17 protein-coding genes are annotated in these 14,575 nt (G+C 71.7%); 4 read left to right on the forward strand and 13 right to left on the reverse strand.

All coding sequences use genetic code 11. The features are described from left to right. Positions 1-223 precede the first annotated feature (223 nt). The 12 genes from ectB to AC3RKB_RS09680 form a co-directional block, all read right to left on the reverse strand. Entirely contained in the window at positions 224-1,513 is a 1,290-nt protein-coding gene (gene ectB / locus AC3RKB_RS09625) for a diaminobutyrate--2-oxoglutarate transaminase (protein ID WP_491435859.1), read from the reverse strand. Between the two features lie 82 nt (positions 1,514-1,595). Further along, complete coding sequence (locus tag AC3RKB_RS09630; protein ID WP_491435860.1) at positions 1,596-1,970, reverse strand: hypothetical protein; 375 nt, start codon at positions 1,968-1,970, stop codon at positions 1,596-1,598. 59 nt (positions 1,971-2,029) lie between these two features. Beyond that, complete coding sequence (locus AC3RKB_RS09635; protein WP_491436806.1) at positions 2,030-2,305, reverse strand: VOC family protein; 276 nt, start codon at positions 2,303-2,305, stop codon at positions 2,030-2,032. Continuing rightward, positions 2,292-2,582 (reverse strand): DUF4287 domain-containing protein, encoded by a 291-nt coding sequence (locus AC3RKB_RS09640; RefSeq protein WP_491435862.1) that lies wholly within the window; start codon positions 2,580-2,582, stop codon positions 2,292-2,294. The genes AC3RKB_RS09635 and AC3RKB_RS09640 overlap by 14 nt, the downstream gene beginning before the upstream one ends. A gap of 3 nt (positions 2,583-2,585) precedes the next feature. Then, entirely contained in the window at positions 2,586-2,978 is a 393-nt protein-coding gene (locus AC3RKB_RS09645) for a cupin domain-containing protein (protein WP_491435863.1), read from the reverse strand. Between the two features lie 31 nt (positions 2,979-3,009). Continuing rightward, a complete protein-coding gene (locus AC3RKB_RS09650; RefSeq protein ID WP_491435864.1) occupies positions 3,010-3,393 on the reverse strand; it encodes a YciI family protein in 384 nt (127 codons plus the stop codon). Between the two features lie 91 nt (positions 3,394-3,484). Next, positions 3,485-4,963, reverse strand: coding sequence for a sodium/solute symporter (locus tag AC3RKB_RS09655; RefSeq protein ID WP_491435865.1), 1,479 nt, complete (start codon positions 4,961-4,963; stop codon positions 3,485-3,487). Continuing rightward, positions 4,960-5,343, reverse strand: coding sequence for a heavy metal transporter (locus AC3RKB_RS09660; protein ID WP_491435866.1), 384 nt, complete (start codon positions 5,341-5,343; stop codon positions 4,960-4,962). The genes AC3RKB_RS09655 and AC3RKB_RS09660 overlap by 4 nt, the downstream gene beginning before the upstream one ends. After that, positions 5,340-6,110 (reverse strand): LytR/AlgR family response regulator transcription factor, encoded by a 771-nt coding sequence (locus AC3RKB_RS09665; RefSeq protein WP_491435867.1) that lies wholly within the window; start codon positions 6,108-6,110, stop codon positions 5,340-5,342. The genes AC3RKB_RS09660 and AC3RKB_RS09665 overlap by 4 nt, the downstream gene beginning before the upstream one ends. Then, on the reverse strand, positions 6,107-7,285 hold the full coding sequence (locus tag AC3RKB_RS09670) for a sensor histidine kinase (RefSeq protein WP_491435868.1): 1,179 nt from the start codon (positions 7,283-7,285) through the stop codon (positions 6,107-6,109). Before AC3RKB_RS09670 ends, AC3RKB_RS09665 begins: the two co-directional genes overlap by 4 nt. Before the next feature lie 18 nt (positions 7,286-7,303). After that, positions 7,304-7,594: a YbdD/YjiX family protein gene (locus tag AC3RKB_RS09675; RefSeq protein ID WP_491435869.1), complete on the reverse strand. Its 291-nt coding sequence runs from the start codon at positions 7,592-7,594 to the stop codon at positions 7,304-7,306. Then, a complete protein-coding gene (locus AC3RKB_RS09680) occupies positions 7,594-9,882 on the reverse strand; it encodes a carbon starvation CstA family protein (protein WP_491435870.1) in 2,289 nt (762 codons plus the stop codon). Before AC3RKB_RS09680 ends, AC3RKB_RS09675 begins: the two co-directional genes overlap by 1 nt. A 403-nt stretch (positions 9,883-10,285) precedes the next feature. Here AC3RKB_RS09680 and AC3RKB_RS09685 point away from each other — a divergent pair, with 403 nt between their 5' ends. Then, on the forward strand, positions 10,286-11,161 hold the full coding sequence (locus tag AC3RKB_RS09685; RefSeq protein WP_491435872.1) for an RNA polymerase sigma-70 factor: 876 nt from the start codon (positions 10,286-10,288) through the stop codon (positions 11,159-11,161). Here the strand turns inward: AC3RKB_RS09685 and AC3RKB_RS09690 are convergent. Next, positions 11,151-11,858, reverse strand: a complete 708-nt coding sequence (locus tag AC3RKB_RS09690) for a TetR/AcrR family transcriptional regulator (protein WP_491435873.1) — start codon at positions 11,856-11,858, stop codon at positions 11,151-11,153. The two genes, AC3RKB_RS09685 and AC3RKB_RS09690, sit on opposite strands and share 11 nt — an antisense overlap. Positions 11,859-11,960: 102 nt before the next feature. On the opposite strand from AC3RKB_RS09690, the gene AC3RKB_RS09695 reads away from it, so the two are divergent. Genes AC3RKB_RS09695 through AC3RKB_RS09705 form a run of 3 tightly spaced genes read left to right on the forward strand, consistent with a single transcriptional unit; the run spans position 11,961 to position 14,562 of the window. Next, positions 11,961-12,989: an NAD(P)-dependent alcohol dehydrogenase gene (locus tag AC3RKB_RS09695; protein ID WP_491435874.1), complete on the forward strand. Its 1,029-nt coding sequence runs from the start codon at positions 11,961-11,963 to the stop codon at positions 12,987-12,989. A 50-nt stretch (positions 12,990-13,039) separates the two neighbouring features. Further along, a complete protein-coding gene (locus AC3RKB_RS09700) occupies positions 13,040-13,495 on the forward strand; it encodes a recombinase family protein (protein ID WP_491435875.1) in 456 nt (151 codons plus the stop codon). Continuing rightward, positions 13,492-14,562 (forward strand): winged helix DNA-binding domain-containing protein, encoded by a 1,071-nt coding sequence (locus tag AC3RKB_RS09705; RefSeq protein ID WP_491435877.1) that lies wholly within the window; start codon positions 13,492-13,494, stop codon positions 14,560-14,562. The genes AC3RKB_RS09700 and AC3RKB_RS09705 overlap by 4 nt, the downstream gene beginning before the upstream one ends. The last annotated feature ends 13 nt before the right edge of the window (positions 14,563-14,575 follow it).

A 14,575-nucleotide genomic window follows, 5' to 3' on the forward strand; every position in this document is an offset into this window, starting at 1 on the left:
TGTCCGGTCGTGTCCGGACGGGTCCGGACACGACCGGATAACGATCTCCGGTTCTGGAGTCGAGAGGTCTTCCCCGGAGCGAGGAAGCCGACCTAGAATCGCTGCATTCGAGGCGCGCCCCTACCGCGAAACGAAGTGGGCTCACGACCCGACCCGAAGTCATGGTCGTGAGCCCGTCCTCGTCTCCGGCGCCACGCGCGGCGCGCGACTCGGGCCGGACAGGTCAGCCCGCGAGCACCGCCGCGAGGCTCTCGCGCACGATGTCGAGGCCGCGCCGCAGCTCGTCCTCGGTGATCGTGAGCGCGGGCAGGAACTTCAGCACCTCGTCGAACGCGCCCGAGGTCTCGATGACGAGCCCGCGCTCGAACGCGGCCTTCGAGACGCGCCCGGCCAGCGTGCGGTCGGCGTCGCACGCGATACCCATCATGAGGCCGCGGCCGCGGACCACGAAGCCCAGCTCCGGGTGCTCCGCGGCGATCCCCTCGAGCTCGGCGCGCAGCAGCTCGCCCTTCGCCACGACTCCGTCGGTGAACACCGAGTCGGCCCAGTAGGTCTCGAGCGCCACACGTGCCGACACGAACGCGAGGTTGTTGCCGCGGAAGGTGCCCGTGTGCGCGCCCGGCTTCCAGACATCCACCTCGGGGCGCAGCAGCACGAGCGACATCGGCAGTCCCGAGCCCGAGATCGACTTCGACACCGTCACGATGTCGGGCACGATGCCGGCGTGCTCGAACGCGAAGAAGCGGCCCGTGCGACCGACGCCGGCCTGGATCTCGTCGAGGATGAGCAGGATGCCGCGGGCCTCCGTCATCGCGCGCAGGCGCTGCAGCCACGCCACGCGGGCGACGTTGATGCCGCCCTCGCCCTGCACGGCCTCGACGATGACCGCGGCGGGCAGGTCGAGACCCGAGCCCGGGTCGTCGAGCATCTTCTCGAACAGGTCGAGGGTGTCGACATCGGGTCCCAGGTAACCGTCGTACGGCAGGCGCGCGATGTCGTCGAGGCCGACGCCGGCCGCCTCCCGGTAGTGGCTGTTGCCCGTCGCGGCCAGCGAACCCAGGCTCAGGCCGTGGAAGGCGTTCGTGAACGCGACGACCGTCGAACGGCCGGTCGCCTGGCGGGCGACCTTGAGCGCCGCCTCGACGGCGTTCGCACCGGTCGGGCCGGTGAACTGGAGCTTGTGGTCGAGGCCGCGCGGCTCGAGCACGAGGCGCTCGAACGCCTCGATGAACGCCCGCTTGGCCGACGTGGCCATGTCGAGGCCGTGGATGATGCCGTCGCGCTCGAGGTACTCGATGAGTGCCCGGGTGAAGGCGGGGTTGTTGTGCCCGTAGTTGAGCACGCCGGCACCGGCGAAGAAGTCGAGGTACTCGCGGCCGTCGGCGTCGACCAGCGTCGAGCCGACCGCGCGGTCGAAGACGGTCGGGAAGGCGCGGACGTACCCGCGGACCTCGGACTCGCGGCGGTCGAAGACGCCGAGGTCGGTGGCACTGCTCGCGGTGGCGCTGCTCATGGCAGGCGGTCTCCTCTCGGGAAGGGGCGGTGAGACGAGACTACGGCGTCCAGCCGGGAGCGAGGTGCACGCGGCATCCGGCTCAGAACCCGAACCGCACGCTCCGCAGCACCAGCTCGCCGTCGACGTCGCGCACCACGCATCGCACCAGGCCGTACTGCATCTCGTCGTCCTCGTCCTGGTAGCTCGCGGTGCCCTGCACCCGGTACTCGTCGTCGGTGAGCTGGGTGACCTCGAGGGACTCCGACACGTCGCCCTCCTCGCGGTCGAACGAGGCGAGCTCCTCGAGCGCGGCGTCGCGGCAGAGTTCCCGGGCGGCGGCGACCGGATCGTCATCGCCGCCGGACGATGCGGTGATCGCGGCCATCACCGCAGCCACGATCACGACCACGAGCAGCACGGGCACCGCGATGCGCGCCCAGAGCGGCACGCGGGCGAACCATCCGCTTCGCTCCACGCACCGCATGCTAGTCCGGTGCGCCGGGCGCGAAAGCCCCAGAACGGGCGCCGCTGGGATCAGGCCTGCTCGAGCTCGGCGATGACGATCTTCTTCTGGCGCATCATGACCTGGATCTGCTCGGGGCGTCGGGTGAGCTCGCCCATGTTCGCGGGGATGACCTGCCAGCTGACACCGAACCTGTCCTTGCACCACCCGCACTGCTCGGCATCGGGCACGTGCGAGAGCCTCGACCAGTAGTGGTCGATCTCGTCCTGGTCGGCACACGACACGATGAACGAGATGGAGGAACCTCCTCGTTCCCCTGCCGACCAGTCTGGCTCATCGGTGCGGATTCGACGCCGCCCCGTCGAGCCAGAGTGCGTCGGTGGCGTCGCGGTGGGTGCCGTCGGTGCCGACGTGCTTCGTGTCGATCTGGGGACCCTTGGTGATCACGTGCACGAGCGCCATGGCGTGACCGCGGCCGAGGCCGTGGTCGTCGGCCAGCCACTGCACGATCGGCGTCGCCTTCGTGCCCGGGCCGAGCCCGCGTTCGGCCGCGAGGTCGACGAACTGCCGCGGCGTCAGGCCGGTCTTGGCTTCGATGGTGTCGAGGTACCCCTGGAACGACACGGCTCAGTCCTCCTCGGCCCACGTCTGGATGATCACGTCGGAGGCGTGGATGCACAGCATGCGCAGCGGCCCGTCGCCGACGTTCTCGAAGCGGTGCCAGACGCCGGTCGGCACGGTCGCCGTGTCGCCGACGGTCGCGACCAGTCGGCGCTCGCCCATCGTGATCTCGGCGGTGCCCTCGAGCACGACCCAGGTCTCGGGGTACGGATGCCAGTGCAGCCCGGGCCCCTGCCCCGGGTCGTTGTCGACGAAGAAGTACGAGATGCCCGCTCCGTGCTCGCGGCCGACGAAACGGCGGGTGCGCCCGGTGCCGATGCGCAGGGACTCGGCGGAGACGATCGCGATCCCGGCGGGCGCGTGCATCGTGGGCGCGAGCGTGATCTCGGCGGCGTTCATGGTGACCTCGTTTCGGTGGGGTGCGTTCGGTTCAGTCGTCGGACATGGACCTGCGATCGCCGACCGGGTGTTCGGCGTGGGGGAAGGCGAGGGAGTCGGCGGCGACCCACCACTCCATGACGTCGTATGCGAGACGTCCGGCGACGACCAGCGGGTCCGCCTCCGACCGCCGCGCCGCCTCGGCGGGGTCGCACGAGAAGATCGACATGCCGCGGTACGACGGATCGCTCTGCGCGTCGAACGGCCCGTTGGCGACGAGGATGCCCCGCTGGCGCAGCTCGGCCCGGTAGGCGAGGTGCCGCGCCTGGAGCGCGTCGAGCTCGTCGTCGGCCATCGCGGGCGCGTCGGCCGGACGCCGCAGCACCACCACCGTGTAGACGTCGAACGCCTCGGGGATGTCGGGGCTGCGCGCCATCGGTGACCTCCTCGTGCGCTCGGCGCGGCGCTTCGAGGGTCACGTTACGCGCCACCACCGACGCCGCGCACGACACGTCGGCTGCGCGGGCTCAGTCCGCCGTCGATCGAGGCTGCTCCGGTGTGTGCAGCCGGCTGAGCACCCGATCGGTGTTCACGGGCGTGCGCCGGTCGAGAAGCGACACGACGACGCACGCGAGCGTCGCGGCGGGGATGGTCCACGCCCCGGGCTGCTCGAGCAGGGCGCCGATGGGATCCGCCTCGGCACCCCGGCCCAGCGCGGATGAGCCGATCAGGGCGCCGGCGCAGAGGATCGAGCCGACCAGCATCCCCGCGACCGCTCCGCGCGCGGTGAGTCGCCGCCACCATATGCCGAGCACGATCACCGGCGAGAGTGCCGACGCGGCGAACACGAACACGTTGCCGACCGAGGTGACGAGCGCCTGCGGCACGGTCGCGAGCGCGACGAGCAGCGGGATCGCCGCGGTGAACACCGCCGCCCACCGGAACGAGCGGACGGTTCCATGGAAGAGGTCCTGGCTGACCACGCTCGACAGCGACACGACCAGCCCCGATGACGTGCCGAGGAACGCTGCGAGCGCCCCGGCGATCACGAGCGCCGTGAGCAGGTCGCCGGCGGCGCCGGGGATCAGCCTCGAGGGCAGGAGCAGCGCCACGGTGTCGGCGACCCCGGGCTGCGCGAGGTCGGGCGCCGTCGCGCGGGCGATGAGGCCGATCGTGCCCGAGACCATGTAGAAGACGCTGATCAGGACGATCACGATCACGGTCGTCCAGCGCGCCGACGTGCCCGTGGGGCTCGTGTAGAACCGCACGAGCACGTGCGGCAGCCCGATCGTGCCGAGCAGCAGCGCGAGCAGCAGCGACGCCGTGGCGTACGTGTCGAGCCCGCCGGGACCGCGCTCGGCCGGGAAGACGAGGTCGGGGTCGATCGAGGGCTCGTGGGGGCCGAGCGTGATCAGGAAGAAGAGCACCGGCACGGCGAGTGCGGCGAGCTTCAGCCAGAACAGGAACGCCTGCACGAACGTGATCGACCGCATGCCGCCGGCGGCGACCGAGCCGCTCACCACGATCGCGACGGTGACCGCGCCGACCCACGGCGGGATGCCGGACACGACGTTGAGCGCGAGGGCCGCGCCCTGGAACTGCGGCACGATGTAGAGCCATCCGATGACCACCACCAGGACGCTGGTGAGGCGTCGCGCGGCGAGCGAGTCGAGCCGGGCGTGGATGAAGTCGGGGATCGTGTACGCGCCGCTGCGGCGCAGCGGCGCAGCGACGAACACGAGCACGAGGAAGTAGCCCGCCGCGTACCCGATGGGGAACCAGAACGCGTCGGAGCCCGACAGCAGCACGAGGCCCGACAGCCCGAGGAAGGTGCCGGCCGACAGGTACTCACCGCTGATCGCCGACGCGTTCCAGATGGGCCGCACCGTGCGCGAGGCGACGAAGAAGTCGCTCGTGGTGCGCGAGATCCGAAGCCCGTAGATGCTGATCGCCGACGTCACGACCACCACGAGCGCGATCGCGCCGACGACGAGCAGCGGGCTCACTCGTGCTCCACCAGGTCGCGGAACCGGCGCTCGACGCGCGCGGTGGCGATCGCGTAGGTCGCCGCGAACACCACGATGATCGGGTAGAAGCCGTACGCCTGCACGAGCCAGGGGAGCGGCACGCCCCAGAGGTCGATCTCGTGCAACCACGGCACCTGGCTGATCACGAACGTCACGCCCGCGACGACCGCGACGAACGCGAGCACGAACGCCAGCCCCAGCCGCCCCTGCGCACGCATGAGCCCGCGCGTGAACAGCGTCTCGGCCTCGCTCACCCGCGTGCTCCCGGTGCGGGCGGGCGGCTCGACCCGCGTCGCGGTGCGGTCGACGGAGGTCACGCGCTCGCGCGCCGGTCGGCCACCGCCCGCGCGCCCGCTCACCGATCCGCCTCCGGCGGCCGCAGGATCGCCTCGCGCACGATCGCGATCGACCGCCGGCTGACCGGGATCTCCTCGCCGGCGACGACGAGCGTCGGATGCGGCCCGACGAGCCGGGCGGTCGTGATCGCCGCACGGTCGACGAGGTACGACCGGTGCACCCGGATGAAGCCCGCGGCCGCCCACCGCTCCTCGAGGTCGGAGATCGGCTCGCGGATCAGGTGGCTCTCGGTGTCGGTGACGAGGCGCGAGTAGTCGCCCTGGGCCTGCACCCACCGCACGTCGCTGCGGCGCACGGCGCGCACCACGTTGCCGACGCGCACCGGGATCGTCTCGTCGGGCGGAGCCTCGGTGCCCTGCGCGCCGGCGGCACCGCCCGTCGCCGCCTCACGGTAGGCCAGGATCCGCCCGACGGCGCGCTGCAGCCGCTCGCGCCGGATCGGCTTCAGGATGAAGTCGAGCGCCTGGAAGTCGAACGCCTGAACCGCGCCGGCCTCGTCGGCCGTCACGAACACGATCGCGGGCGCATCGCCGAACCGCGAGAGCGCCCGTGCCAGGTCGAAGCCCGACAGGCCGGGCATGTGGATGTCGAGGAACGCGGCGTCGACCCGATGCTCCGACAGCAGGCGGATCGCCTCCGACCCGGATGCGGCTCGGCGGATGTCGCGGACGCGCTCGTCGCGGCGCAGCAGCGCCTCGAGCTCGTCGAGCACCGGGCGCTCGTCGTCGGCGATGAGCACGTCGATCATGCGGGACGCGGCATCCGTCATCGGCTCACCGCCCGCTCGGTCTCGTTGAACGGCTGCGACTTCGGGATGCGCATGCGCACCATCGTGCCCGCGCCGGGGTTCGTCTCGACGACGAGCGCATGGTCGTCGCCGTAGATGCCGCGCACGCGCGAGTCGACGTTGCGGAGGCCGATGTGGCCGACGCGGTCGACGGGTTCGCCGGCGGTGAGCAGTGCGCGGAGCTCGGCCGGGTCCATGCCGACGCCGTCGTCGTCGACCGTGATCTCGGTGTGCGTGCCGTCGTCGTGCGACGAGATGACGACGGTACCGCCCTGCTCGCGCGGTTCGAGCCCGTGCCGGATCGCGTTCTCGACGAGCGGCTGCAGGCTGAGGAACGGGATGACGGTCGCGAGCGTCTCGGGCTCGATGCGCAGCGTCACGCTCAGCCGCTCCTCGAATCGGGCGCGCTCGAGCTCGACGTAGGAGTGCACGCTCTGCAGCTCGTCGGCGAGGGTCGTGAACTCGCCCTGGCGGCGGAAGGAGTACCGGATGAAGTCGGCGAAGTCGAGCAGCAGGTCGCGCGCCCGCTCGGGGTCGGTGCTGATGTACGAGGCGATCACGCTGAGCGCGTTGTAGACGAAGTGCGGGCTGATCTGCGCCCGCAGCGCACGGAGCTCGGCCTCGGCGAGCGCGGTGCGGGATGTCTCGAGCCCGCCGAGCTCGATCTGCGCGCCGCACCACTTGGCCACCTCGGTCGCGGCGCGGACGAGCGGCGGGCGCACCTTCGGCGCGAACGCGACGATCACTCCGACCACCTGCCCGCCGGCGACGATCGGGGCGCCGACCGCGTCCATCGTGGTGCGCAGCAGCTGGCGCTGTCCGGTCTCGATGACGCTCGCCGCGACCTGCCACGCTGCGGGGCCGAGGTCGAGCCGGCCGTCGATCGACACCACGCCCTTCCGATCGGCGATCGCGATCGCCTCGCTGCCGAGGAGCGCCCGGAGCGAGCGCGCCGCGCGCTGCACGTCGCCCGTCTCGAGGCCGCCGCGCAGGTGCACGGCAGCGCGCGAGGCGAGCGAGAGCGTGCGGAACGTCGCCCGTTCGGCGTCGCTGCCGAGGTCGCGCGAGCCCCGGGCCATCCGCCAGCCGAACTGCGCGAGGAGCGTGAGTGCGACGCCGGCGACCACGGCGACGGGCAGCCACACGGCGTCGATCATGTGCGCTCCCTCGTCACGTCAGCAGCAGCGGGCCCCCGGGTTGCGGTCCTGCTCATCCATTCTCTGCCGCCAGAACTCGCGCTCGGTCAGCGTGGGATGATCCGGCCCGTGGTGCCGGTGGTGGTGCTCGAGGTAGACCCGGTAGGCATTGTCGCCCATGAGGTCGCGCGTGTACCACGCGAGGGCGCGCCATCCGCGTCGCACGAGCCCGAACGCGACGGCGGGGACGGGGGCGGCGGGGGCGGTGGGCGCGGCGCCCGCCCGGACCGCGGAGGTCCGGGCGGGTCGCCGCTCGCAGGCGCCGGCCATCAGTGGCGCACCGACTCCGGCTGCCGGTCGGCGGGCAGTTGGGCCCACTCGCGCTCGAGCGCCTTCTCGGCCGGGGTCGCGATGATCCCGGCGGGTGCGAAACGGCGGGATGCCACGGGCGCGTCTTCGTGGTTCTCGCCGCCGCCGTTCCACAGCGCCCGCACCGTCGTCACGATCGACGTGATGAGCACCGTGATCGCGAGCGTCACGAAGACGATCGACAGGGTGCCCTGCACGAACGTGTTGCGGACGACCGCCTCCATCGCCTCGACCGTGCCGGCCGTGCCGAACGAGGTCTCGCCCGCGTCGAGTGCGTTGCGGAAGGCGATGTGGTTGGCCCAGTAGCCCACCTGCGGCACCGGCGAGAAGATCTTGAACATCGACGCCGTGATCGTCACGACCGCAGCGAACGCCAGGGGCAGCGCGACGATCCAGAGCCACGTGAAGTAGCTCCGCCCGCGCTTCGCGACGATCGCGAGCACGACCGCGAGCGCGATGACCGCGAGCAACTGGTTGGCGATGCCGAACAGCGGGAAGAAGGTGTTGATGCCGCCGAGCGGGTCGGTCACGCCGAGGATCAGGATGTAGCCCCACCCGGCGACCATGATCGCGGTGGTGATCCACACGCCGGGGCGCCATCCGGTGTCCTTGAACTTCGGGAACACGTTGCCGATCGAGTCCTGCAGCATGAAGCGCGCCACGCGCGTGCCGGCGTCGACCGCGGTGAGGATGAACAGCGCCTCGAACATGATCGCGAAGTGGTACCAGAAGCCCGCCATCGCGGCCCCGCCGAACGCCTGCTGCATGATGTTCGCCAGGCCGAGCGCCAGCGTGGGCGCCCCGCCCGTGCGGGAGACGATCGACTCCTCGCCGACCGCCGCCGCCGTGGAGGACAGCATGTCGGGCGTGAGGTTCACGCCCGTGAGGCCGAGCGAGTTCACGAACGCGACCGCACCCTCGATCGTGCCGCCGGTCGCGGCGGCCGACGAGTTCATGGCGAAGTAGATGCCGCGGTCGAGCGAGATCGCGGCGACGAGCGCCATGATCGCGACGAACGACTCCATGAGCATGCCGCCGTAGCCGATGAAGCGCGTCTGGCGCTCCTTCTCGATGAGCTTCGGCGTGGTGCCCGACGCGATCAGGGCGTGGAAACCCGAGAGCGCGCCGCACGCGATCGTCACGAAGAGGAACGGGAACAGCGAGCCCGAGAAGACCGGGCCGAGCTCGCCGCCGGCGAACTCGCTGATCGCGGGCACCGTGATCTCGGGGCGCACGAGCACGATCGCACCGGCGAGCACGACGATCACGCCGATCTTCATGAACGTCGACAGGTAGTCGCGCGGGGCGAGCAGCAGCCACACGGGGAGCACGGCGGCGATGAAGCCGTAGACGATGATGCCCCACGCGATCGTGGTGCGGTCGAGGTGGAACATCTCGGCGCCCCACGGCGTCGAGGCGACCCATCCGCCCGCGACGATCGCGGCGATGAGGAGCACGAAGCCGATGATCGACACCTCGGTGATGCGGCCGGGGCGGAGGTACCGGAGGTACACGCCCATGAGCAGCGCGATCGGGATGGTCATCGAGACGCTGAAGACGCCCCAGGGGCTCTCGCCGAGCGCGTTGACGACGACGAGCGCGAGGATCGCGATGATGATCAGCATGATGAGCAGTGAGGCGACGATCGCGGCCGTGCCGCCGATCCTGCCGAGCTCGTCACGGGCCATCTGGCCGATGGTGCGGCCGCCGCGGCGCATCGAGAAGAAGAGCACGAGGTAGTCCTGCACGGCACCGGCGAGGATGACGCCGACGATGATCCAGATCGTGCCGGGCAGGTAGCCCATCTGCGCGGCGAGCACCGGGCCGACGAGCGGGCCGGCGCCGGCGATCGCGGCGAAGTGGTGGCCGAACAGCACCCGGCGATCGGTCGCGTGGTAGTCCTTGCCGTCGGCGCGCGTCTCGGCGGGCGTGGCCCGGCGGTCGTCGGGGCGGGCGATGTACCGCTCGATGACCTTCGAGTAGAAGCGGTAGCCGATGAGGTAGGTCGCCACGGCGGCGAACACGAACCACACCGCGTTCACGGTCTCGCCCCGGACGATCGCGATCATCGTCCAGGCGACCCCGCCGAGCAGGGCGATGGCGCCCCAGAGCAGGATCTTCGGCAGGGTCCACTTGCGCTCGCGCTCGAGCTCGGCCTCGGAGACGGCGGTGGGCGGCAGGTCGGGATCGGGCCGGAGCTCGTCGCCGGATTCGGCGTCGAGTGTCGGCTGTGGGGGCTGCGACGTCATTGTGCTCCTCCTCGGGGGTCGCGTCGTTGCGCGGGACGACGTCACGCTACGGAGGGCGCCGGCCTCGTGGACGGGCGGGCGCGGTCGACGGCGCATCGGTGCGACGAGCGGGCGATCGTTGCGACGAACGGCGGGGCGAATGGTGCGGATGTCGCGCCGGCGTGATCTGCGAGACAGGAGGCATGCACCCCACGCGAAGCCGGTGCGCACGGCTGACGCGCGGTGAGGAGCTGTCGCCGCTCGGAGTGTCACACCGACCGCCCTGCCGGTGTCTCCATGTCGACGCACCGTTCCGAGACGTGGAGGAGGCATGACCACCGAACGCATCTCACCGCCGCGCTCGCCGGCCCGGCCCGCTGCCGGACCCGATCGACCGTCGCCGGCCTCGCGTAGGGTGAGCGCCATGAGCGACGACCCGTTCGTCATCCACCGCGGCCTGCTGTTCACGGTCGCGTACGAGCTGCTCGGCTCGGCCGCCGATGCGGAAGACGTGCTGCAGGAGACCTGGCTGCGCTGGGCGTCCGTCGACCGGGGCGAGGTGCGCGATGCGCGCGCATACCTCGTGCGCATCGTGACCCGGCAGGCGCTGAACCACCTGCGAACGGTGTCGCGCCGTCGCGAGGAGTACGTGGGGGAGTGGCTGCCCGAGCCGGTGCTGACGAGCCCCGATGTCGCGGACGACGTCGAGCTCGCCGAGAGCCTGTCGATGGCCACCCTCACGGTGCTCGAGACCCTCGGCCCCGCCGAACGGGCGGTCTTCGTGCTGCGCGAGGTGTTCGACGTGCCGTACGACGAGATCGCGGTCGCGGTCGACAAGTCTCCCGCCGCGGTACGGCAGATCGCACACCGGGCGAAGGAGCACGTCGCGGCGAGGCGTCCGCGCATGCACGTCGAACCGAGCGAGCAGGAGCAGGTGCTCGAGCGGTTCATCGCCGCGTTCAACACGGGCGAGCTGCAGGCGCTGATGGACGTGCTCGCCCCCGACGCCGTCGCGATCGCCGACGGCGGCGGCAAGGTGCGCGGCGCCGCCCGCCGCCCGATCGTCAGTGCGGCGAAGATCGTCGCGTACCTGCGCGGCGGGCTCGAGAAGTTCGGCGTGCACCCCGTCGCGTCGCGTGTGCTGGTCAACGGCGCGCCGGCGATGCGCGTCGAGGTCGACGGCGTGCTGTTCGGGGTGGTCAGCCTGACCGTCGAGGACGGCTTGGTCACCCGGATCTACTCGGTCGCCAACCCCGACAAGCTCGCCCGCCTCGACTCCGAGGCCGCGCTCACCCGCTGATGGCGGCCTCGGCCTCGGCCGCGCGCCGGCGCTCGAGCCCCTCGAGCAGGAGGTCGAGGCCGAACTCGAACTCCGTCTGGTCGTCGCACCAGCCGAGCGTCGAGCCGGGGTCGTCGTGCGCGACCTCGCCGAGCATCCCGGCGAGGTTCGGCGCGAACGTCGCGAGCTGCTCGAGTTCGACCGGCGCGGGTGCGGCGGTGTCGTCGCTGAGCTCCTGCACGTACCCGTACACGCGGCTGCCGATCGCGTGCAGTGCGTGGTGGATGAGCTCGTACGACATGCCGCCCGTGCGCATGATGCCGACGATGCCGTCGACGTGGCGCATCGCGTTCGGCCCGGAGGCGCCGCGCGGGTTCATGATCCATGGGGCCCACGGATGGCGCAGCAGCACGCGCCTGGCACCGAGGATGCGCGCGCGGAGTGCGGGTGCCCAGTCCGCAGCATCCGTCGCCGCGGGTACCGCGAAGCCGCCGACCTCGGACTCGATCTCGGCGAAGACCTCCTCGACGACGCCGTCGAGGATCGCGTCCTTGTTGGGCAGGTGGTAGTAGATCGACATCGCCTCGACGCCCAGCTCCTCGGCGAGGGCGCGCATGGTGAGCGCCTCGAGGCCGCGGCGGTCGGCGAGCTGCATCGCGGTGTGCAGCACGCTGTCGCGACTGAGTCGCGCTCGCGTGGCGTGCTTCGAGGCCGGCATGCCTCCACCTTACGCCGTCAGGCGATTGCGGAGGAGCTCTGGACATCGTCGCGCCCGAGGCGTATCTTACGTAGTAAATCTTACAGCGTAAGGGAGTAGGCCATGACCAACGCAGCACGGGTGTCCGCGACATCCACCCCGCAGGCGACCGCGATGCGCGCCGCGATCGTCGACCGCTTCGGCGGCCCGGAGGTCGTGCGCGTCGGTGACCTTCCGGTGCCGACGCCCGTCGCCGACGAACTGCTGATCCGCGTGCACGCGTCGACCGTGAGCATCGCCGACCACCGTCTCCGCACACGTGAGGTGCCGCGCGGCCTGTCGCTGGTCGTCGGACCGACGATCGGCTTCTTCCGGCCGCGGAAGCGTGTGCTCGGCATGGAGGCGGCGGGCATCGTCGAGGCGGTGGGGGCGGAGGTCACGCGCTTCGCACCCGGCGACCGGGTGATCCTCATGCGCGGCGCGGCCTTCGGCGGCCACGCCGAGTACGTCACCGTCGCCGAGTCGGGCGAGGTCGCCCACGCCCCCGCGAACCTCTCGTTCGAGGAGGCCGCCGCCGTCGTCTTCGGCGGGCACACCGCCATCCGCTTCCTCGACCGGGTCGAGATCGGCCCGGGCAGCCAGGTGCTCGTCAACGGCGCGTCGGGCGCGGTCGGCTCGGCCGTCGTCCAGCTCGCCGCCCGCCGCGGCGCGACCGTGACCGCGGTCACGAGCGGCCGCAACGCCGACCTCGTGCGTTCGCTCGGCGCCTCGCACGTCATCGACTACACCCGCGAGGACTTCGCCGCGCCGGGCACCGACGCCCGCTACGACGTCATCGTCGACGGCGTCGGCAACGCGCCGTTCGCGCGGGTCGCGCACCTCATCCGTCCCGGCGGCGCGCTCCTGCTCGTCATCACCGACCTGCGCGGCATGCTCGCCGCAGGTCGGCAGGCGCGCCGCAGCGGCATCCGCGTCGACCACCAGGGCGGCGAGATGGGCTCCGAGGGGATGGCACGCCTCGCCGCGCTCGCCGAATCCGGCGCGCTGCGCCCGGTCATCGACCGCACCTTCGACCTCGACGACATCGTCGAGGCGCATCGCTACGTCGACACCGGCCGCAAGCGCGGCAGCGTGGTGTTGCGGATGCGGTGAACCTCGCCCGGCCTCGGCGAGAATGGAACCTGAGACGAAGGGGTTCCGACATGGCTGAGCAGACGACCGGTTCGACGACGGATGCCGCGGGCATCGCGCACGAGCCGGGCCACCACGCGCTCGGCTGCCCCGAGTGCTTCGTCGAGCTGCAGCGCAACCACGACTGGTGGAAGGCGCGTCCCGAGGGCTCGCGGCTCGTCGGCCTCGTGGTGCCGCGCGACGACATGCCGCCGATCCTCGAGCAGCGCACCGACCTGGCCCGCTTCGGCGTGCAGATCCTCGACTTCCGCTACCCGACTCCCGAGGCGCCCGAGTCGTGGGAGCAGCGACTCGGCCGACTATTCGACACGCTCAGGGCCGGCGACGTGCTCGTCGTCGTGAACGAGCTCGCGCTCGGGCGCACGCCCGACGAGGTCGCGCGCACCATCCGCACGCTCCGCAAGCACAACCTCGTGGTCAAGGTGCTGAGCCACGGCGCGCCGCACCTGGAGGACGCGCGGGCGTGACATCCGACCGCGACCTCGCCCGCTGGCGGCTGCACTCCCAGCACCTCGCGGCGCCGGTCGCGGGTGCAGAGCAGGTCGTCTCCTCGCTGCTGGGCGTGCAGGCCGAGAACCCGTCGCAGTCGGCGTGGGCGGTCGCGACCCGGACCGGGTCGCCCGACCCGCACGACCTCGCGGGCGCGATCGCGAGCGGTCGCGTGCTGCGGACGCACGTGCTGCGACCGACCTGGCACTACGTGCACGCCGACGATGCGCAGTGGCTGCTCGAGCTCACCGCGCCGCGGGTGCTGCCCGTCATCGACCAGCAGTTGCGGCCGTTGGCCGAGCGGATGTCGCGGCTCACCGACGCCGTGACCTCGATCCTCGCCGAGACCCCCGACCGCACGCGACGCGAGCTCGTCGACGCGCTGGCCGAGCGCGGCGAGGAGCTCGGCGGCCCGCAGCCGATGCTGCTGTTCGGGCACCTCGAGCTCCACGCCCTCGTGTGCAGCGGCGCGCCGCGCGACGGCGAGCACACGTACGCCCTGTTCGCCGACCGGGTGCCCGCGCCAAGACGCCTCGACCGCGACGAGGCGCTCGCCGAACTCGCTCTCCGGTACTTCACCTCGCACGGCCCGGCCACCGAGCGCGATCTCGCGTACTGGGCCACGCTCACCCTGACCGACGTGCGGCGCGGGCTCGCCGCGGTCGCCGGCGACCGACTCGAGTCGTTCGAGCACGACGGGCGCACGTTCTGGCGTGCGCCCGGCGACATCCCTTCCGCGGCATCGCCGTCGGGCCACCTGCTGCAGCTGCTCGACGAGATGTACCGCGGCTACCAGGACTCCCGGCTGGTGATCGACTCCGAGGGGCTCGTCCCGGGCGGACGCGAATCCGCCATCGGCATGGCCCTCGTCGACGCCCAATTGCTGGCCGGCATGCGTCGCTCGGTCACCGCGACCGCGGTGGTGTTCGAGATCCGGCCGCTCCGCGACCTGAACGCGCGCGAGCTCGCGTCGATCCGCGAGGCCGCCGCCCGCTACGGCGACTTCCTCGGCCTCGAACCGCGCGTCGAACTCGCCGAGGTGTAGCGGATCGAAGGGT

Source organism: Agromyces capsici (genome assembly GCF_058349965.1).

Excerpts from the sequence above, each read along its gene's own strand:
- ectB (WP_491435859.1), bottom strand. The coding sequence starts at position 1,513 with ATGAGCAGCGCCACCGCGAGCAGTGCCACCGACCTCGGCGTCTTCGAC.
- AC3RKB_RS09645 (WP_491435863.1), bottom strand. The coding sequence starts at position 2,978 with ATGAACGCCGCCGAGATCACGCTCGCGCCCACGATGCACGCGCCCGCC.
- AC3RKB_RS09650 (WP_491435864.1), bottom strand. The coding sequence starts at position 3,393 with ATGGCGCGCAGCCCCGACATCCCCGAGGCGTTCGACGTCTACACGGTG.
- AC3RKB_RS09665 (WP_491435867.1), bottom strand. The coding sequence starts at position 6,110 with ATGACGGATGCCGCGTCCCGCATGATCGACGTGCTCATCGCCGACGAC.
- AC3RKB_RS09670 (WP_491435868.1), bottom strand. The coding sequence starts at position 7,285 with ATGATCGACGCCGTGTGGCTGCCCGTCGCCGTGGTCGCCGGCGTCGCA.
- AC3RKB_RS09675 (WP_491435869.1), bottom strand. The coding sequence starts at position 7,594 with ATGGCCGGCGCCTGCGAGCGGCGACCCGCCCGGACCTCCGCGGTCCGG.
- AC3RKB_RS09680 (WP_491435870.1), bottom strand. The coding sequence starts at position 9,882 with ATGACGTCGCAGCCCCCACAGCCGACACTCGACGCCGAATCCGGCGAC.
- AC3RKB_RS09685 (WP_491435872.1), top strand. The coding sequence starts at position 10,286 with ATGAGCGACGACCCGTTCGTCATCCACCGCGGCCTGCTGTTCACGGTC.
- AC3RKB_RS09690 (WP_491435873.1), bottom strand. The coding sequence starts at position 11,858 with ATGCCGGCCTCGAAGCACGCCACGCGAGCGCGACTCAGTCGCGACAGC.
- AC3RKB_RS09695 (WP_491435874.1), top strand. The coding sequence starts at position 11,961 with ATGACCAACGCAGCACGGGTGTCCGCGACATCCACCCCGCAGGCGACC.
- AC3RKB_RS09700 (WP_491435875.1), top strand. The coding sequence starts at position 13,040 with ATGGCTGAGCAGACGACCGGTTCGACGACGGATGCCGCGGGCATCGCG.